Source organism: Pseudomonas sp. Fl5BN2 (assembly GCF_009908205.1).
Lineage (GTDB): Bacteria > Pseudomonadota > Gammaproteobacteria > Pseudomonadales > Pseudomonadaceae > Aquipseudomonas.
On sequence record NZ_JAAARL010000001.1, the window covers coordinates 184,858 to 201,429 of the forward strand.

Annotated in this window: 18 protein-coding genes; 7 read left to right on the forward strand and 11 right to left on the reverse strand. The window is 63.3% G+C overall.

The genetic code is table 11. The features are described from left to right. Nucleotides 1-63: 63 nt before the first annotated feature. Nucleotides 64-588, forward strand: a complete 525-nt coding sequence (locus tag GV819_RS00930; RefSeq protein WP_161752611.1) for a DUF3617 domain-containing protein — start codon at nucleotides 64-66, stop codon at nucleotides 586-588. A gap of 4 nt (nucleotides 589-592) precedes the next feature. Here GV819_RS00930 and thrS read toward each other — a convergent pair whose 3' ends face one another. From thrS to folE2, 8 genes are read right to left on the reverse strand one after another with little or no spacing between them, the layout of a single operon-like run. Next, nucleotides 593-2,482: a threonine--tRNA ligase gene (gene thrS / locus GV819_RS00935; protein WP_161752613.1), complete on the reverse strand. Its 1,890-nt coding sequence runs from the start codon at nucleotides 2,480-2,482 to the stop codon at nucleotides 593-595. Nucleotides 2,483-2,512: 30 nt separating this feature from the next. Beyond that, entirely contained in the window at nucleotides 2,513-3,847 is a 1,335-nt protein-coding gene (locus GV819_RS00940) for a dihydroorotase (protein WP_161752615.1), read from the reverse strand. 2 nt (nucleotides 3,848-3,849) lie between these two features. Further along, entirely contained in the window at nucleotides 3,850-4,410 is a 561-nt protein-coding gene (locus tag GV819_RS00945; protein WP_161752617.1) for a carbonate dehydratase, read from the reverse strand. Continuing rightward, nucleotides 4,400-4,843 carry a phosphoribosyl-AMP cyclohydrolase gene (hisI, locus tag GV819_RS00950; protein WP_161752619.1) on the reverse strand — a complete coding sequence of 148 codons (444 nt, stop codon included), beginning with the start codon at nucleotides 4,841-4,843 and terminating at the stop codon, nucleotides 4,400-4,402. Before hisI ends, GV819_RS00945 begins: the two co-directional genes overlap by 11 nt. After that, nucleotides 4,840-5,724, reverse strand: a complete 885-nt coding sequence (locus GV819_RS00955) for a metal ABC transporter substrate-binding protein (protein ID WP_161752621.1) — start codon at nucleotides 5,722-5,724, stop codon at nucleotides 4,840-4,842. Before GV819_RS00955 ends, hisI begins: the two co-directional genes overlap by 4 nt. An 11-nt stretch (nucleotides 5,725-5,735) precedes the next feature. After that, nucleotides 5,736-6,602 carry a metal ABC transporter permease gene (locus GV819_RS00960; protein ID WP_161752623.1) on the reverse strand — a complete coding sequence of 289 codons (867 nt, stop codon included), beginning with the start codon at nucleotides 6,600-6,602 and terminating at the stop codon, nucleotides 5,736-5,738. Then, on the reverse strand, nucleotides 6,602-7,270 hold the full coding sequence (locus GV819_RS00965; RefSeq protein ID WP_161752625.1) for a metal ABC transporter ATP-binding protein: 669 nt from the start codon (nucleotides 7,268-7,270) through the stop codon (nucleotides 6,602-6,604). Before GV819_RS00965 ends, GV819_RS00960 begins: the two co-directional genes overlap by 1 nt. Beyond that, nucleotides 7,270-8,163: a GTP cyclohydrolase FolE2 gene (gene folE2 / locus GV819_RS00970; RefSeq protein ID WP_161752627.1), complete on the reverse strand. Its 894-nt coding sequence runs from the start codon at nucleotides 8,161-8,163 to the stop codon at nucleotides 7,270-7,272. The genes GV819_RS00965 and folE2 overlap by 1 nt, the downstream gene beginning before the upstream one ends. Before the next feature lie 129 nt (nucleotides 8,164-8,292). Here folE2 and GV819_RS00975 point away from each other — a divergent pair, with 129 nt between their 5' ends. Beyond that, entirely contained in the window at nucleotides 8,293-9,516 is a 1,224-nt protein-coding gene (locus GV819_RS00975) for an N-acetylmuramoyl-L-alanine amidase (RefSeq protein ID WP_161752629.1), read from the forward strand. An 84-nt stretch (nucleotides 9,517-9,600) separates the two neighbouring features. Here GV819_RS00975 and GV819_RS00980 read toward each other — a convergent pair whose 3' ends face one another. Then, entirely contained in the window at nucleotides 9,601-9,978 is a 378-nt protein-coding gene (locus GV819_RS00980) for a glutamine synthetase (RefSeq protein WP_161752631.1), read from the reverse strand. Between the two features lie 120 nt (nucleotides 9,979-10,098). Between GV819_RS00980 and dksA the strand changes: the two genes are divergently transcribed. The 4 genes from dksA (at nucleotide 10,099) to GV819_RS01000 (ending at nucleotide 13,631) form a co-directional block, all read left to right on the forward strand. After that, nucleotides 10,099-10,503, forward strand: coding sequence for an RNA polymerase-binding protein DksA (dksA, locus tag GV819_RS00985; RefSeq protein WP_161752633.1), 405 nt, complete (start codon nucleotides 10,099-10,101; stop codon nucleotides 10,501-10,503). A gap of 30 nt (nucleotides 10,504-10,533) precedes the next feature. Then, on the forward strand, nucleotides 10,534-11,742 hold the full coding sequence (gene zigA, locus GV819_RS00990; RefSeq protein ID WP_161752635.1) for a zinc metallochaperone GTPase ZigA: 1,209 nt from the start codon (nucleotides 10,534-10,536) through the stop codon (nucleotides 11,740-11,742). Further along, nucleotides 11,742-12,449, forward strand: coding sequence for a DUF1826 domain-containing protein (locus GV819_RS00995; protein WP_161752637.1), 708 nt, complete (start codon nucleotides 11,742-11,744; stop codon nucleotides 12,447-12,449). Before zigA ends, GV819_RS00995 begins: the two co-directional genes overlap by 1 nt. Before the next feature lie 219 nt (nucleotides 12,450-12,668). Next, nucleotides 12,669-13,631 carry a CobW family GTP-binding protein gene (locus tag GV819_RS01000; protein WP_161752639.1) on the forward strand — a complete coding sequence of 321 codons (963 nt, stop codon included), beginning with the start codon at nucleotides 12,669-12,671 and terminating at the stop codon, nucleotides 13,629-13,631. A gap of 35 nt (nucleotides 13,632-13,666) precedes the next feature. Here GV819_RS01000 and GV819_RS01005 read toward each other — a convergent pair whose 3' ends face one another. Next, nucleotides 13,667-14,059, reverse strand: a complete 393-nt coding sequence (locus tag GV819_RS01005) for a DUF3301 domain-containing protein (RefSeq protein ID WP_161752641.1) — start codon at nucleotides 14,057-14,059, stop codon at nucleotides 13,667-13,669. Nucleotides 14,060-14,176: 117 nt separating this feature from the next. Between GV819_RS01005 and pdxY the strand changes: the two genes are divergently transcribed. Beyond that, entirely contained in the window at nucleotides 14,177-15,049 is an 873-nt protein-coding gene (gene pdxY / locus GV819_RS01010) for a pyridoxal kinase PdxY (protein WP_161752643.1), read from the forward strand. A gap of 21 nt (nucleotides 15,050-15,070) precedes the next feature. Here pdxY and GV819_RS01015 read toward each other — a convergent pair whose 3' ends face one another. Then, nucleotides 15,071-16,483, reverse strand: a complete 1,413-nt coding sequence (locus GV819_RS01015) for an APC family permease (RefSeq protein WP_256667314.1) — start codon at nucleotides 16,481-16,483, stop codon at nucleotides 15,071-15,073. Nucleotides 16,484-16,572 lie beyond the last annotated feature (89 nt).

Genomic DNA, 16,572 nt, shown 5'->3' on the forward strand with positions numbered 1-16,572 from the left:
TTCTGTATGCAACACCGAGCCCTGGCCGAAGTCTAACGGCCACTATTGTCTAGGAGTCATTCGATGAAACTTCATTTACTGGGTTGGGCCTTGGCTGCGGGGCTGGCGCTTCCGGTGGTTGCGCAGGCGCAGATGCTGCAGCCGGGGTTGTGGGAGCTGACCAGCAGCAACATGAAGATCGAGGACCAGAACCTGCCGGACCTGTCGTTGATTCTTGGCCAGTTGCAGCAGCAAATGACCCCGGAGCAGCGGGCGATGTTGGAGAAGCAGGGCGTGACCATGGGTGGCAAGGGCATCCGCGCGTGCCTGACCCAGGCCCAGGTGCAGTCCGACACCATTCCGCTGCAGGACCCGCAATCGGGTTGCCAGCAGCAAATCACCGAGCGCAACGGCAATCAGTGGAAGTTTCGCTTCAGTTGCCCCAAAGCCCAGGGCAATGGGGTGGCCAAGTTCATCAGTGATCGCGAGTTCACCACCCATGTGATCGGCACCTTCAATGCCACCGGCCTACAGCAGAACGGCAGCATGGACACCCGTGCGGTGTGGCTGGGACAGGACTGCGGCACGGTAAAACCTCGCGCCTCATAAGCGGCTACACGATACGGGCCAGGGCCTGCTCCAGCGTCAGGCGGCCCAGGTCCTCGCCGTTCCTACTGCGCAGGCTGACGTAGCCTCCTTGCTTTTCCTTGTCTCCGATCACCAGCAGGTACGGTACTTTCTGCAGGCTGTGCTCGCGGATCTTGTAGCCGATCTTTTCGTTGCGCAGGTCGGCACTGGCCCGCAGTCCGTGTTGGCGCAGGGTGTCGCGGACTTCCCGGGCATAATCCGCCTGGGCTTCGCTGATGTTCAGCACCACCACCTGTTGCGGGGCCAGCCATAGGGGCAGGGCGCCGCCATAGTGTTCGATGAGGATGCCGATAAAGCGCTCCAGGGAGCCGAACAGTGCGCGGTGCAGCATCACCGGTTGCCGACGTTCGCCGCTGTCGCTGATGTAGCTGATGGCGAAGCGCTCGGGCAAGTTGAGGTCGACTTGCAGGGTGCCGCACTGCCAGTCGCGCCCGATTGCGTCCCGCAGCACGAACTCCAGCTTTGGGCCGTAGAAGGCGCCTTCTCCCGGGTTGAGCCGATAGTCGACCTGCATGCTCTGCAGGGCGCCGATCAGAGCGTTTTCCAATTGGTCCCAGACTTCGTCACTGCCGATGCGGTTGGCCGGGCGGGTAGAGAGCTTTACCGCCACCTCGGCAAAACCGAACTCCTTGTAGATATCGAACACCAGGGCGATGGTGCTGGCGCATTCGCCTTGCATCTGTTCCGGGGTGCAGAAGATGTGGGCGTCGTCCTGGGTGAAGTGACGCACCCGGAGCAGGCCGTGCAGGGCACCTGACGGTTCGTAGCGGTGGACCTTGCCGAACTCGGCGATACGCAGCGGCAGGTCGCGGTAGCTCTTCAGGCGGTGGCCGAAGATCGCTACCGCGCCTGGGCAGTTCATCGGCTTGAGGGCGAAGGTGCGCTGGTCCTCGGTGCTGGTGGTGAACATGTGGTCGCGGTAGTTCTGCCAGTGGCCGGAGGTTTCCCAGAGGCAGCGGTCCATCACGTCCGGGGTGTTCACTTCTTCGTAGCCGGCCTGTTCCTGGCGCCGGCGCATGTAGCCGATCAGTTGCTGGAACAGGGTCCAGCCCTTGGCGTGCCAGAACACTGAGCCCGGTGCGCAGTCGTCGAAATGGAACAGGTCCAGTTGTTGCCCCAGCTTGCGGTGGTCGCGCTTGGCCGCCTGTTCCAGGCGGGCCAGATAGGCGTCCAGATCCTGGCGGTTGGCCCAGCAGGTGCCGTAGATCCGCTGCAGCGGCGCGTTGTTGGCGTCGCCACGCCAGTAGGCACCGGCCACCTTGGTCAATTTGAAGGCTCGCAGTAACCCGGTGGAGCGAACGTGAGGGCCGCGGCACAGGTCCTCGAAGTCCCCCTGGCGGTACAGCGACAGCACAGCGTCCGGCGGCAGGTCGCGGATCAACTCGACCTTGTAGTCCTCGCCCAGAGCGCTGAAGTATTCCAACGCATGCTCGCGGGACAGCTCTCGACGGCGCAGCGAATGATTGGTGGCGGCGAGACTGGTCATACGCGCTTCGATCAGGCTCAGGTCTTCGGGAGTGAAAGGGCGCTCGTAGGCAAAGTCATAGAAAAAGCCGTCTTCGATCACCGGCCCGATGGCGACCTGCGCCGAGGGATACAGCTGTTTCACCGCCATCGCCAACAAGTGGGCACAGGAGTGGCGCAGCACCTCCAGCCCTTGCGGATCGCGGGCGGTAACGATGCTCAGGTTGGCATCCGTTTCCAGCAGATAGTCGCAGTCCACCAAACGGCCATCGACGTGCCCGGCTACGGCGACTTTGGCCAGGCCGCTGCCGATGCTGGCGGCCACCTCGAACACGGACAACGGCTGGTCGTACTCACGGCACGAGCCATTAGGCAGGGTGATGCGGATCATCTTCAGTGGTCCTTGGTAAGGCGTGTGGGGTTAGCGGTTGAAGCGCAGGGGCAGGCCCTGGCAGTCGTCGTACAGGCGGCCCTGGTGCCAGGCGAGCTGGCCCGATACCAGGGTGGTGCTGACGCTATGGCGCAAGCGTTGGCCGGCGAAGGGTGTCCAGCCGCAGTGGGCGAGGATCGGCTGGCTGTCCACGGCCATGCCTTCAGGCTCGGCGCGGATCAGCACCAGATCGGCCCAGTAGCCTTCGCGCAGGTAGCCGCGGTCGGGAATCGCGAACAGATCGGCCACTCGGTGGCTGGTCTTGGCCACCAGGGTGGTCAGGGGCAGTAGCTGATCCGCCACCAGTTCCAGCAGCGCCGGCAACGCGTGTTGCACCAGCGGCAGGCCGGAAGGTGCGCGGGTGTAGGGCAACTGCTTCTGCTCCCAGGTGTGGGGCGCGTGGTCGGTGCCGATGACGTCCAGGCGATGGCTGTTCAGGGCCTGGCGCAGGGCATCGCGATCGGCCTGGGTCTTGATCGCCGGGTTGCATTTGATCAGGTGGCCAAGGCGCGAGTAGTCGCGTTCATCGAACAGCAGGTGGTGCAGGCAGACTTCGGCAGTGATGCGTTTCTCGGCCAGGGGCCGGTCCTCGAACAGCGCCAGTTCCCGGGCGCTGGTCAGGTGCAGGACGTGCAGGCGGGTGCCGTGTTGCTTCGCCAGTTCCACGGCCTGGGACGAGGAGCGGTAGCAGGCCTCGGCATCACGGATCCGCGGGTGGGCGGCGGCGGGAATCTGCTCGCCATAGAGTTGCTGCCAGCGCTGTTGCCTGGCCTGGATGCTCGGGGTGTGTTCGCAGTGGGCCAGGAGGATGGTGGGTACTTGGCGAAACAACCGATCCAGTACCAGAGGATCGTCTACCAGCATGTTGCCGGTGGAGGCTCCCATGAACACTTTGACCCCGGCTACCTGGGTGGGGTCGAGGGCGGCGATGGTGTCGAGGTTGTCGTTGCTGACGCCAAAGTGAAAGCCGTAGTTGGCCACTGAGGCGACCGCCGCGCGGCGCTTCTTGTCGTTGAGGGCGTCCAGGGTCAGGGTCGCCGGCGAGGTGTTGGGCATGTCCATGAAACTGGTGATGCCACCGGCCACCGCTGCCCGCGACTCGCTGTACAGGCTGCCTTTTTCCGGCGCCCCGGGATCACGAAAATGCACTTGGTCGTCGATCATTCCCGGCAGCAGCCACTGGCCCTGGGCATCGATTTCCAATTCGGCGCTGAGGTGATCGAGGCTGCCAATGGTTTCGATACGGCCGTTGTGCACCAGCAGGTCGGCGTCGAACACGCGCTCTTCATTGACCAGGCGGGCATTGCGAATGAGGATTCGACTCATGCTTAAAACTCGTTCTGCAGGGCCTTGTAGCCGCGGATCAGGTCGACGTTGGTGCGGGCCACGTCTTCGGAAAACTCCGATGCGCTGACGCTCACCGGAGGGAATTGGCCGAGGTCGGTCTTAGGGCCGATCCGGGTGGTGGAGGGCACATAGAAACCCTTGGGCAAATCGCGGCCGTCCACCACCGAGTTGTGCCGGACCACGCTGCCGTCGCCGACTACGCAGTTGAACAGCACGCTGTTGAAACCGATGAACACTCGGTCGCCGACCACGCAGGGGCCGTGGACGATGGAGCGGTGGGCGATGGAAGTGTGTTGGCCGATGGTTACCGCTGCGCCGGATTTGGAGTGGATTACCACGCCGTCCTGGATGTTCGAGTTGGCGCCAATGGTGATAGCTTCCATCTGCCCGGAGGCGTCCACCTCGTCAGCGCGGATCACCGCGTAGGGGCCGACGAAAACGTTGTCGCCGATGACCACCTTGCCGCAGATGATTGCGGTCTTGTCTACGTAAGCGGATTCGGCGATTACCGGCAGGTCACCGGAAGGGTTTTTACGAATCATGGCGCGGGTCCTTCATGGGGGAACTGATGACTTCCACCGCGCCATCGCGAATGGCGTTGTAGAAACAGTTGGGGCGGCCGGTGTGGCAGGCAGGGCCGTACTGGTCGACTTGCAGCAACACGGCATCGCCATCGCAGTCCAGGCGCGCTTCGACCAGGCGCTGCCGGTTCCCGGAGCTTTCACCCTTGCGCCACAGGCACTGGCGCGAACGCGACCAGTAGCAGGCCTGGCCGCTGGCCAGGGTTTCGGCCAGGGCCCGGCGGTTCATCCAGGCCAGCATCAGCACCTCGCCGCTGTCGTGTTGCTGGGCGATGGCGGCGATCAGCCCATCGCTGTTCCAGGGCAGGGCATCGAGCACGGCCGTCAGTGGCCAGCGGCTACCGATGGCGGCGCTTTCCAGGTCCAGCATCGATAGCGGCGGGCGTCGGATCATGGCTGGCTCAAGGCCTCGTACAAGGTATTGAGGTTGTATTCGAACAGCCCGGTGAAGGTGCTGGCCGGGCCGCTGGCCGAGAGGGCGTCGGAGTACAAGGTGCCACCGATATGGGCACCGCTTTCTTCGGCGATCTGCTTGAGCAGGCGTGCGTCCTTGATGTTCTCCATGAACACTGCCTTGACCTTGGCGTTGCGGATCTGGGTGATCAGCGCCGCGACTTCGGCGGCCGATGGCTCACGCTCGGTGGACAAGCCCTGGGGCGCCATGAAGTCGATACCGTAGGCTTGGCCCAGGTAGCCGAAGGCATCGTGGGAGGTGACGATCTTGCGGTTGCCAGGGGGCAACGAGCCGAGCTTGGCCTTGGCTTCGGCCAGCAGGTGATAGATCTGTTTCAGGTAAGCCTGGCTGTTGCGCTGGTAGTCGGCCTGGTGGGCCGGGTCGGCTGCGATCAGCGCCTTGGTGATGTTGTTCACATAGAGTTCGCTGTTGGCCAGGTTGTGCCAGGCGTGAGGGTCGGGAATGCTTTCGCCGTCTTCCTCCAGGGTCCGTGGAATCACCCCGCGGCTGGCAGTGATCAGCGCAGTCTTGGTGGCGGTACTGGCCACCAGGCGATCCAGCCAGGGCTCGAAGCCCAGGCCGTTCTTGATGATCAGCCGGGCCTTGAGCAGGGCCTTGGCGTCATCCGGACTTGGTTCGTAGGTGTGGGCGTCTTCGTCGGCGCCCACCAGGTTGGTGATCTGCACGTGCTCACCACCGACCTGGCGGGTCATGTCGGCGAGGATGCTGAAACTGGTGACCACGGCAAGCTTGTCTGCGGCTTGGGCGGTCGACAGCGACAGCGGCAACAGCAGGCTGAACAGCACGAGTAGAGCGCGCATCGGGAAACACCTCATGGGGATGTGAGCAACGGTGGGCGGTGCAGCAAGCCGTGCACCGGCCCGAACACCACGGACAGCAGGTACAGAGCGCCCGCCACCAGCACGATGGCGGGTCCGCTGGGCAGTGAGTAATGGAACGACAGCAGCAGGCCGAGCCAAACCGAGAGGCAGCCGAGCAGCGCGGCGATGCCCATCAGCAAGGGCAGGCGGCGGCTCCAGAAACGCGAGGCGGCGGCCGGCAGCATCATCAGCCCCACCACCATCAACGCGCCGATGGCTTGGAAACCAATCACCAGGTTGAGCACTACCAGGGCCAGGAACAGGCCGTGGGCCAACGGCCCGAGGCGGCTGACGCTGTGCAGGAACAACGGGTCGAGGGTGTCCAGCAGCAGCGGTTTGTAGATCAGTGTCATGGCCAGCAGGCTGACGGCTGAGACCCAGAGCATGCCCTGCAAGGTCGGGCCGTCCACCGCCAGGGCGGAGCCGAACAGCAGGTGCAAGAGGTCCAGGCGTTTGCCGGCCAACCCAAGAATCAGCACGCCGCTGGCCAGGGAGATGGGGTAGATGGCGGCGATGCTGGCGTCTTCCCGCAGGCCGGTGCGGCGGGTGATCCAGGCGGCCAGGCCCGCCATGCCCAGGCCGGCGCCAAGGCCTCCGAGGGTCAGCGCCGGTAGGCTCAGGCCAGCAAACCAAAATCCCAGGGCGGCGCCAGGGAGAATGCCGTGGGCTACTGCATCACCGATCAAACTCATGCGGCGCAGGATCAGAAACACCCCCAAAGGGGCAGTGCTGCAAGCCAGGACCAGGCCGCCGAGCAAGGCCCGGCGCATGAACATGAACTCGTTGAACGGCTGCCAGAGATGTGCGGCGATCTGCATCAAGCTACCTGTGTCTGGAATTGTGGAGCGATCAGTTCCCGACTGGGGCCGAAGACACAGCCGCTGCTTTTGATCAGCAGCGTCTGGGGGATGTGCTGACGCACTGCGGCCAAGTCATGACAGACCACCACCAAGGTCCGGCCCTGGGCATGCCAGGCATGCAGGTGTTGCCAGAGCAGGGCCTGGCCCAGTTCATCCAGGGCTGCATGGGGTTCATCCAGCAGCAACAGAGAGGCCTCGGTCAGGCTCAGGCGAGCCAGCAGCGCACGTTGTAATTCACCGCCGGAGAGCGCCATCAGCGAGCGCTTTTCCAAACCACTCAAACACCAGTCTGCGAGTGCGGCCTGCAGCTTTTCCGCCCGGGTCCTGGTCGGTTCACGCTTGCCCCAGAATCCGCCGGCCACCAGTTCTTCCAAGCTGATGGGGAACTGCCGGTCGAGGTGTTGTTGTTGAGGCAGGAATGACAATCCGCCACGTTGCGGGACTGCCAGATCGACTTTGCCGGCCAGCGGTTTTTGCAATCCGGCCAGGACCTTCAACAGGCTGCTTTTGCCTGAACCGTTGGCGCCGATGATCGCGCTAAAACTGCCGGTGGGCAGGTGCAGATCCAAGGCTGGGGTCATTGGCTGGCCGGGAGCGCCCCAGCGTAATGCTTGGCAACTGATCATCAAGCCTCCCAGTTCCAACGGCTTTCAGCCACCGCGTCATGGGCGTGCAGGCTTTCTGCATGCACCACGCGCAAGTGGAAGGCGTTGACTCCAGGGGAGCGACGCAGGGCCAGGTTCAAGCGGCGGGCGGCGTCTTCGCAGAACATCAGGTTTTGTCCGTTGGCCAGGGCGAAGGCTTGCTCGTCGGCGCGTTTGACTGCGGTTTGCACGGCGGTGCCCAGAGCGTTTTCAGCGTCATTGATCAGCGCAATCAGCGGCAGTTCGTCGAGGAAATCGTCTAGGCGCAAGCGCAGTTCGGCATGGCTGCGTTGGCTGTGGGGCGTGGCAACAATGCCTTGGGTCGATCCCAGCCAGGCGAGAACATCGGCATGCTGCAACGGCTGATTGGCAAAATCATCGACGAATTGCTGCTGAATCAACTGCCGGGACAGGGCTGCCGAACACGGGCAAGTTGAGGAATAAGGCACGTCGATCTTTAGTTCCACGTGGAACATCGCGTTTTTCAGCCGCGCTTCGATGCATAAGGGATAGCTCTTCCAGCCGGCCAATGGACTGACCAGGGCCGGGCGTTTGAGCAGCAAGTCGAAGTGAATGCGCAGGTAGGCGCTGTGGGCCAAACCCTGGTGGCTGTCGAGAAAACGCCGCAACACCTGACGCAGCAGAGCCGGGGTCAGGTTTTCCTGTTCGAGCAGTTCCAGGGCCAGGTACAGGCGCGACATGTGAATACCGCGCGCTTCGCCGTCGTCGAGGCTGACCCCGGCATCGGCTTTGGCCGCGACCCGCTGACTGTCGATCACTACAGGTAAGGCAATGCCGCACATGCCTACCCATTCCAAAGGCAAGGCTTGGCGTGAGGCCTGCGCGGCAATATCCGGCAGAGTCAGCGCGTTCATGAGCAGGTCCGTCGTAGGAAATAATTCGACATGTTATATTATAACAATACGTTCGATGGGAAATTTTTCCTCGCCGTTTCTTCAGCCTGCCTTGTGAGTACGGACGCTCCCCTATTTGCGGTATTTGTCATGCACAGACGTCAATTGCTCAACCTGCTGTTGGCCGGTACGGCCCTGATGTTTCCCTGGAGTATTTCCGCTGCGCAGATCCGCAATGCCCGGTTGTGGAAAGACCCCGACAAGCTGCGGCTGGTGCTCGATCTGAGTGGCCCGGTGCAGTACAAGACCTTCACCCTCAGTGCGCCGGAGCGCTTGATCATCGATTTGAGCGGGGCCCGCCTGAGTGGCGACTTCAGTCAGTTGGCCCTGGCCAATACGGTGATTCGTTCGATCCGCTCCGGGCATTTTGGCCAGGGCGATACGCGGATCGTCCTTGATCTGAGTGAGCCGGTGCGGCTCAACAGTTTTCTCCTGCCGCCCCAGGGCGGGCAGGGGCATCGGCTGGTGCTGGACCTGTCCCACGCTGGCAAGGCGCCGCTGCAGATCGCCGCGGCAGCCGCACCGCTGGTCAAGCCCGAGGTGTCGGTGGATAGATCGCATCCCAAGCGCAACATCATCGTCGTGGTGGACCCCGGGCACGGGGGCAAGGATCCGGGTGCGGTGGGGGCCAGGGGCGAACGGGAAAAGGATGTGGTGTTGTCCATCGCCCAGTTGTTGGCCAAGCGACTCAAGCGCGAGAAGGGTTTCGACGTGAAGCTGGTGCGTAACGACGACTTCTTCGTGCCACTGCGCAAGCGAGTGGAGATTGCCCACAAGCATAAGGCCGACATGTTCATCTCGGTGCATGCCGACGCCGCACCGCGACTCACCGCCTCGGGTGCCTCGGTGTACACCCTGTCCGAAGGTGGTGCGACCTCGGCCACAGCACGGTTCATGGCCCAGCGGGAAAACGGCGCCGATCTGTTGGGGGCCACCCGTTTGCTCAACCTCAAGGACAAGGACCCGATGCTGGCCGGAGTGATCCTCGACATGTCGATGAACGCCACCATTGCCGCCAGCCTGCAACTGGGGAACACGGTGCTGGACAGCCTGGCCGGGATCACCACCCTGCACCAGAAACGCGTCGAGCAGGCCGGGTTCGCGGTGCTCAAGTCCCCGGACGTGCCATCGATCCTGGTGGAGACCGGGTTCATTTCCAACAGCCGCGACAGCCAGCGCCTGGTCACTGCACGGCATCAGCAGGCAATTGCCGATGGTTTATTCAAAGGCCTGCAGCGCTACTTCGAGAAAAATCCGCCAGCCAACAGCTACATGGCCTGGCTCCAGGAGTCGAAAAACAAGGGCTCGGTGTAGGCGCCGGCTTGCTGGCGAATGGGCTGTATCAAGGGGGCTACGGCGCCTGGTTCGCTGGCAAGTCTGCTCCGCCGCCGCGCTGGGCTAGCAGCCGGTGATGCGGCTGCAGGTGAACTTGGCGCTACTGCCGCCGGAGCTGGAGAAGCGGTTGCGGGTGGTCCAGCCCACGCGTTGGCTGTAACCCACCCAGGCCTCGCCGTCGGATGCCAGGCCGGTGAAGAAGGTCAGTTGTCCGTAGCGGCTGTTGGTTTGCGCCCAATAGCGTTTGCCGATCACCTCGAACCCGCGCAAGTACGTGGTGCTGCCGGCGGTAGCGACGCTGTAGGCGTTGCCCAGGGGATCGACGCAGGCCAGCAGGGTAGCACTGCGGGTGCAACTGGCCAGGGTACTGGGCACGGCCGCGACGGCATGGCCGGCAAACAGCAACAGGCTTGAGAGCAGGGTGGGCAAGACAAGGCGCATGGCGATTCTCGTGGCGACAGGGGCGCAGCATCGCGCCCTTCGTCGTGGGCGGCAAGAGAGGATTGGCTAATTTGCATTGTTATAATATAACATCAAAACAAAGCCTGACCGTGACTCGCCATGACTGAACAAGATCTTCTCGCCCAACCCGACGCGCACTACATGAATGATGCCCAGCAGGGCTTCTTTCGTGACTTGCTGCTGGCCCAGCGCAGCGAACTGCAGGAGCGCATCGCCGCCGAATTCGACCAACTGCGTGAACACGAGGCCCATAGCGACCCCGCCGACATCGGCAGCGCCGAAGAACAGCGGCTGTGGCAACTGCGCCTGCTGGAGCGGGAAAAGAAGCTCCTCGACAAGATTGACGAGGCCCTGGAGCACTTGGCCCGTGGTGAGTACGGCTGGTGCCGTGACACCGGCGAGGCCATCGGCCTGAAACGTCTGCTGCTGCGGCCTACCGCCACCCTGTGTATTGAAGCCAAAGAACGCCAAGAGCTGCGCGAACGCCACCAACGGGCGTTTTGACCCAGCCGCGACCCTGATGAGGATCAACCGATGACCCAGCGTCTTCCCGTTACCGTGCTATCCGGCTTTCTCGGCGCCGGTAAAAGCACCCTGCTCAATCACGTGCTGCGCAACCGCGATAACCTGCGGGTGGCAGTGATCGTCAACGACATGAGCGAAATCAACATCGACGGCAGCGAGGTGCAGCGTGATGTCAGCCTCAACCGCGCCGAAGAAAAGCTGGTGGAAATGAGCAACGGCTGCATTTGTTGCACCCTGCGCGAGGACCTGCTGGAAGAAGTGGGCAAACTGGCCGGTGAGGGACGCTTTGATTACCTGCTGATCGAATCCACCGGCATTTCCGAGCCGCTGCCGGTGGCCGAGACCTTCACCTTTCGCGACGAATCGGGCCAGAGCCTGGCAGATATCGCCCGGCTCGACACCATGGTCACCGTGGTCGACGGTATGAACTTCCTGCTGGATTACCAGGCAGCAGAAAGCCTGGCCTCACGGGGTGAAACCCTGGGAGAGGAAGACGAGCGTTCGATCAGCGACCTGTTGATCGAGCAGGTGGAGTTTGCCGATGTGATCCTCATCAGCAAGATCGACCTGATCAGCAGCGACGAGCGTCTGGAGCTGATGGCGATCCTGGCGCGCCTCAATGCCCAGGCGGAAATAATCCCCATGGTCATGGGGCAGGTGCCGTTGACCAAGATCCTCAACACCGGTCGCTTTGACTTCGAGCGGGCGGCCCAAGCACCGGGCTGGTTGCAGGAACTGCGTGGCGAGCACGTGCCGGAAACCGAGGAGTACGGGATCGCTTCCAGCGCCTACCGGGCGCGACGGCCGTTCCATCCTGAGCGCTTCTTCAACTTCATCAACCGGACCTGGGTCAACGGCAAGCTGCTGCGCTCCAAGGGCTTCTTCTGGCTGGCCAGCAAGTATCAGGAGGCTGGTAGCTGGTCCCAGGCCGGCGGTCTGATGCGCCACGGGTTTGCCGGACGCTGGTGGCGTTTCGTGCCTAAGCAGCAATGGCCCCAGGACGAGGAAAGCACTGCGGCGATCATGCACAACTGGACCCCGGCCACCGGCGACTGCCGACAGGAACTGGTGTTCATCGGCCAGAACATCGACTTCGCCCGGCTTTGTGCCGAGTTGGACCTGTGCCTGCTGGACGACGATGAAATGGCGCTTGGCGTCGAGGGTTGGAGTCTGATGAGCGACCCCTTCGGACCCTGGCATGAAGACGAGGCTGCCTGATGCTGACCTTGAGCTCCCCAGTGACACCGCTGGTTAACCAGCCACCGGCCAGGTGGCTGTTGCTGCCCAGTGTCGAGCCTGTGATTTCACGCCGCGCGGCCATTGGCACAACCCCGGCGGTGCTGGCGCAGGTGCTGGAGGACGAGGTAAACCTCGGCCTCTGGCAGCGTCAGCTACCGGCGCATATCGCGGATTTCGGCGAGCTGCTGTTGTCCCTGGACGAACCGTTGGCGGAGTCCTTGTCCCTGGAGCTGCCGGATGAAGACTCGGAGCCGAACCTGCGTGGCCTGGCCTCGGGCTTCAGTGATTTACAGGGTTATGACGGCTTTATCGCCGATGTTTCCTGGTTGGTCAGCGCCTTTGCCTGCTTGCTCGGAGCCAAGCGCGTGGGGCTGCGCTTGCGGATGCTGGACAAGGCCATGTGCCCGCGCTTTCACGTGGACCATGTACCGGTGCGCCTGATCACCACCTATGCCGGCGTGGGCAGCCAGTGGTTGCGCGAAGGGCGGATGGACCGCCGGCAGCTCGGGCGTGCCGAGGCCGAGCCACTGGATCCGGCGTTGATCCAGCAGATCGCCAGCGGCGAAGTGGCGCTGTTCAAGGGGGAGAAATGGCACGGCAACGAAGGCTTCGGCCTGATTCACCGCTCGCCGCAGCCGGCGCCGGGTGAGCGTCGGTTGATCCTTACCCTTGATTGGCTGGGTTGATTGCTCCCATTCTCTGGTCCTCCATGGGTTTTCGGGAGCCTCTGTCGAAGGCCGCCATCGGGCACTGAAGTGCCCCCGCCCGAGAGGCCCGCAAAGCCCCTCCGGTGCCTATTGTCCGAACATGGCCCGAACCTGCAGCAACGGCTACGGGCCTAGCGGATTTTCGCCCCGGGAGGGAAGGGCGTAGCATCACTCCACAAGCTTTCGGAACCCCTTCCCATGCTGCAGAACATCCCCACTCACGTGATCGCCGGCCCTTTGGGCGCCGGCAAGACCAGCCTGATTCGTCATTTGCTGAGCCAGCGCCCGGCTAATGAGCGCTGGGCGGTGCTGATCAACGAATTTGGCCAGATCGGCCTGGATGCGGCATTGCTGACCCGGGATGAAGACGGTATCGCCCTCGGCGAAGTCGCTGGCGGCTGTCTGTGCTGCGTCAACGGCGCGCCGTTCCAGGTGGGCCTGGGGCGCCTGTTGCGCAAAGCCAAGCCGGACCGTTTGTTCATCGAGCCGTCCGGCCTTGGCCACCCGGCGCAGTTGCTCAAGCAACTGAGTGTTGCGCCGTGGCAGGGGGTGTTGGCGTTGCAGCCCTGTGTGCTGGTGCTGGACGCCCAGGCCCTGGCCGCCGGCAAGCCGCTGCCCCAGGCGCAGCAGGAGGCTCTGTCCAGCGCCGGTTTGCTGGTGCTGAACAAGGATGAGCTGCTCAGTGACAGCGATCGCTTGCGCGTGCTGGAACAATTGCCGGACATTCCCCTGTTCTGGACTCGCCATGCGGCCTTGCCTTTGGCGGAGCTACCGGGCCTGGAGGTCAGTGCCGGGACGGCGCTTGAGCCGTTCGCGGTGCCCCAGGGATTGGCGCAGCTAGCGGCGCTCTGGAGTGATCCGGGGGTGCCGATCTGCCTCAGCCAGTCCCAGGCAGAAGGTTGGAGCATTGGCTGGCGCTGGCATCCGAGCCAGCAGTTCGATCTGGCTCGAGTCGATCACTGGTTGCAGAATCTCGATTGGCGGCGGGCCAAGCTGGTGATCCACAGCAGTGAAGGCTGGCGCTCAGGCAACGGTCTGGACAATTCGCCATTCAATTGGCTGCCCAGTGAGTGGCGTCGGGATTCACGCCTGGAATTGATTTTCAGTGATGCTCAGGATGTTGCTGCGCTGCAAGCCAGCCTGGCTGCCTGCCGTCTATAACCGCAGGATTGCAGGAACCGGCTTGCCAGCGAATCTCAGTTACGCCACTTGCGGTGTTCGTCGCGCCACTGGCTCAGCTCGATCACTTCGGCGCTGGGCAATGGCTCCTTGGCTTCAAACGGGTAGGGCGCAAGTTCGATATGCGCGCTATGGGCACCGAACTGGGTAATGGTCCCGGCGTGGCGGGTTTCGCCAGTCACGGTGAACTCGAAATTGTAGATCCGCGCCAGGCGCCGACGGCCATTGGCGTCCTTGACGAAACCAATACGCTTGAGCGCGACGTTGCCGTCCAGCAGCTCGATATCGAGTTTGGCGCAGTGCTGCTTGACCCGCGCCAGCGCTCGCTCGCGCAGGCCGTGGTTGTGCCACAGCCAGGCGCCGCCGGTCGCCAGCAGCATCAGCACCAAGATGTTTCCAAGGGTCAGCATGAAAGTTTGCTCCAACGAAGTAGCATCAGCTTAACTGCGTCTCCGGTCTGTCGTACAGGCTGCGTTTAGTCGCATACTGCGCGGCTTGAATTCCACCGGTTCTATGGAAAATCCTGCATGAAACGTACGCCTCACCTGCTTGCGATCCAGTCCCATGTGGTTTTTGGCCACGCCGGTAACAGCGCCGCGGTATTTCCCATGCAGCGGGTCGGGGTGAATGTCTGGCCCCTGAACACCGTACAGTTCTCCAATCACACCCAGTATGGTCACTGGGCGGGAGAAGTGCTGGCACCGCAACAGATTCCCGAACTGGTGGAAGGTATTGCCGCCATCGGCGAGCTGGGCAACTGCGATGCGATCCTCTCCGGCTATCTGGGCAGTGCGGCCCAGGGCCGGGCGATCCTCAGCGGCGTGGCGCGGATCAAGGCGACCAACCCCAAGGCCCTGTACCTGTGCGACCCGGTCATGGGCCATCCGGAAAAGGGCTGCAGCGTGCCGGAGGAAGTCAGCGATTTCCTGCTGGATGAAGCCGTGGCCATGGCCGACTTCCTCTGCCCCAACCAGCTGGAACTGGACAGCTTCTGCGCACGCAAGCCGCAATCACTGTTCGATTGCCTGGGCATGGCTCGCTCGTTGCTGGAGAAGGGCCCCAAGGCGGTGCTGGTCAAGCATCTGGACTACCCGGGCAAACTGGCTGAAGGCTTCGAGATGCTGCTGGTGACCGCCGATGGCAGCTGGCACCTGCGGCGTCCGCTGTTGGCATTCCCGCGTCAGCCGGTGGGGGTGGGCGACCTGACTTCAGGCCTGTTCCTGGCCCGAGTGCTGCTGGGTGACAGCCTGGTGGCGGCGTTTGAATTCACCGCCGCAGCGGTGCATGAAGTACTCCTGGAAACCCAGGCCTGCGCCAGCTACGAGCTGGAGCTGGTGCGGGCCCAGGATCGTATTGCCCATCCACGGGTGCGTTTCGAGGCCACGCCGATCGGCCTTTGAGCGCGACCGGCGGGCCGCGACTCAGGCCTGCTCGGAGAACTGCACCGTCGGTGCCGGCTGGCGGAAACCTCGGGTGTGTATTCCCAGGTAGGCCAGGCCCAGGGCGAACCAGGCCATGCCGATCCCCAGGGTCAGGGCCGAGAGGCTGGTCCAGAGCCAGACGATCAGGGCGAAGCCGATCAACGGCAATAGGCCGTACTGCAGCAGCCGTATTCCGGTGCGTGGCTGGCCTTGGCCCAAGTGGCTCTTGATCACTGCCAGATTGACCACGGAAAACGCCACCAGAGCACCGAAGCTGATCATCGAGGCCAGGGTGGTCAGATCGATGACCACCGCCAGCAGGGACACCAGCGATACCAGGACAATAGCGATCACTGGCGTCTTGTAGCGCTCGGACAAGGTGCCGAATAGGCGCCGTGAGAGGATACCGTCGCGGCCCATGCTGAATAGGATGCGTGACACCGAGGCCTGTGAGGCCAGGGCCGAACCGGCAGCGCCGGCGACATAGGTCGCGGTGAAGAACATCTCCAGGAAGCGGCCGCCGGCGTGCAGCATGACTTCGCTGGCCGCCGAGTCGGCATCCTTGAAGCTGCTGCCGGGGAAGGCTAGCTGGCTGGCCATGGCCAAGAGGATGAACAACAGGCCGGCGCCCAGGGTGGTGATGAGGATGGCCCGGGGAATGTCCCGGCGCGGATCGCGGGTTTCCTCGGCCAGGGTCGATACCGCGTCAAAGCCCAGGAATGACAGGCACAGCACCGCCGCTCCCGCCATCAACGGCAACAGCCCGCTCTGGCTGCCGTCGCCGAGCCAGGGCGCGCCGAGATCCATGCTTTCGGCCCCGGCCAACTGGCGCGCCACCAGCGCCACGAACACCACCACGAACACCAGTTGGGCGCAGACGATCAGGTTGCTCATGCTCGACACCGAGCCAATCCCGCGGATGTTCAGCACGGTCACCAGGCTGATGGTCGCCACCACGAAGACCCAGGCTGGCACGGCCGGAAAGGTCAGGTTGAGAAACAGGCCGATCACCAGGTAGTTGATCATCGGCAGGAACAGGTAATCCAGGAGCAGCGACCAGCCGGCCAGGAAGCCGATACCCGGACCGAAGCTGAGGCTGGCGTAGGAATAGGCGGAGCCGGCGATGGGGTACTTCTTGACCATGACGCTGTAGGAGCGGGCGGTGAAGATCATCGCCAGCAGGGTGATTAAATAGGCCGCGGCGGTGCGCCCACCGGTGATCTGGGTAACCACGCCGTAGGTGGTGAAGACGGTCAGCGGGACCATATACACCAGGCCGAAGAACACCAGGGCCGGAAGCCCGAGAATGCGCCGCAGCGTGGTGCCCTGGGCGCTGTGGGTGAAGTCGTCGCCGGGGCTGGCGCTGCGGGTGGACAAGGAGGGGCTGCTGGGGGAGGGAGTGGCGCTGGGCATTGTTATTGTTCTCACGCGTTCGTTGGCTCGAAGGCTCCCCGGACGGGAAGTGCGTTTGTGCCTTGCCCATCGATTCTGGCAGTGGCGCC

What these genes read in the sequence shown, in the direction of transcription:
- GV819_RS00930 (WP_161752611.1), top strand. Translation starts at nt 64, where the DNA reads ATGAAACTTCATTTACTGGGTTGGGCCTTGGCTGCGGGGCTGGCGCTT.
- thrS (WP_161752613.1), bottom strand. Translation starts at nt 2,482, where the DNA reads ATGATCCGCATCACCCTGCCTAATGGCTCGTGCCGTGAGTACGACCAG.
- GV819_RS00940 (WP_161752615.1), bottom strand. Translation starts at nt 3,847, where the DNA reads ATGAGTCGAATCCTCATTCGCAATGCCCGCCTGGTCAATGAAGAGCGC.
- GV819_RS00945 (WP_161752617.1), bottom strand. Translation starts at nt 4,410, where the DNA reads ATGATTCGTAAAAACCCTTCCGGTGACCTGCCGGTAATCGCCGAATCC.
- hisI (WP_161752619.1), bottom strand. Translation starts at nt 4,843, where the DNA reads ATGATCCGACGCCCGCCGCTATCGATGCTGGACCTGGAAAGCGCCGCC.
- GV819_RS00955 (WP_161752621.1), bottom strand. Translation starts at nt 5,724, where the DNA reads ATGCGCGCTCTACTCGTGCTGTTCAGCCTGCTGTTGCCGCTGTCGCTG.
- GV819_RS00960 (WP_161752623.1), bottom strand. Translation starts at nt 6,602, where the DNA reads ATGCAGATCGCCGCACATCTCTGGCAGCCGTTCAACGAGTTCATGTTC.
- GV819_RS00965 (WP_161752625.1), bottom strand. Translation starts at nt 7,270, where the DNA reads ATGATCAGTTGCCAAGCATTACGCTGGGGCGCTCCCGGCCAGCCAATG.
- folE2 (WP_161752627.1), bottom strand. Translation starts at nt 8,163, where the DNA reads ATGAACGCGCTGACTCTGCCGGATATTGCCGCGCAGGCCTCACGCCAA.
- GV819_RS00975 (WP_161752629.1), top strand. Translation starts at nt 8,293, where the DNA reads ATGCACAGACGTCAATTGCTCAACCTGCTGTTGGCCGGTACGGCCCTG.
- GV819_RS00980 (WP_161752631.1), bottom strand. Translation starts at nt 9,978, where the DNA reads ATGCGCCTTGTCTTGCCCACCCTGCTCTCAAGCCTGTTGCTGTTTGCC.
- dksA (WP_161752633.1), top strand. Translation starts at nt 10,099, where the DNA reads ATGACTGAACAAGATCTTCTCGCCCAACCCGACGCGCACTACATGAAT.
- zigA (WP_161752635.1), top strand. Translation starts at nt 10,534, where the DNA reads ATGACCCAGCGTCTTCCCGTTACCGTGCTATCCGGCTTTCTCGGCGCC.
- GV819_RS00995 (WP_161752637.1), top strand. Translation starts at nt 11,742, where the DNA reads ATGCTGACCTTGAGCTCCCCAGTGACACCGCTGGTTAACCAGCCACCG.
- GV819_RS01000 (WP_161752639.1), top strand. Translation starts at nt 12,669, where the DNA reads ATGCTGCAGAACATCCCCACTCACGTGATCGCCGGCCCTTTGGGCGCC.
- GV819_RS01005 (WP_161752641.1), bottom strand. Translation starts at nt 14,059, where the DNA reads ATGCTGACCCTTGGAAACATCTTGGTGCTGATGCTGCTGGCGACCGGC.
- pdxY (WP_161752643.1), top strand. Translation starts at nt 14,177, where the DNA reads ATGAAACGTACGCCTCACCTGCTTGCGATCCAGTCCCATGTGGTTTTT.
- GV819_RS01015 (WP_256667314.1), bottom strand. Translation starts at nt 16,483, where the DNA reads ATGCCCAGCGCCACTCCCTCCCCCAGCAGCCCCTCCTTGTCCACCCGC.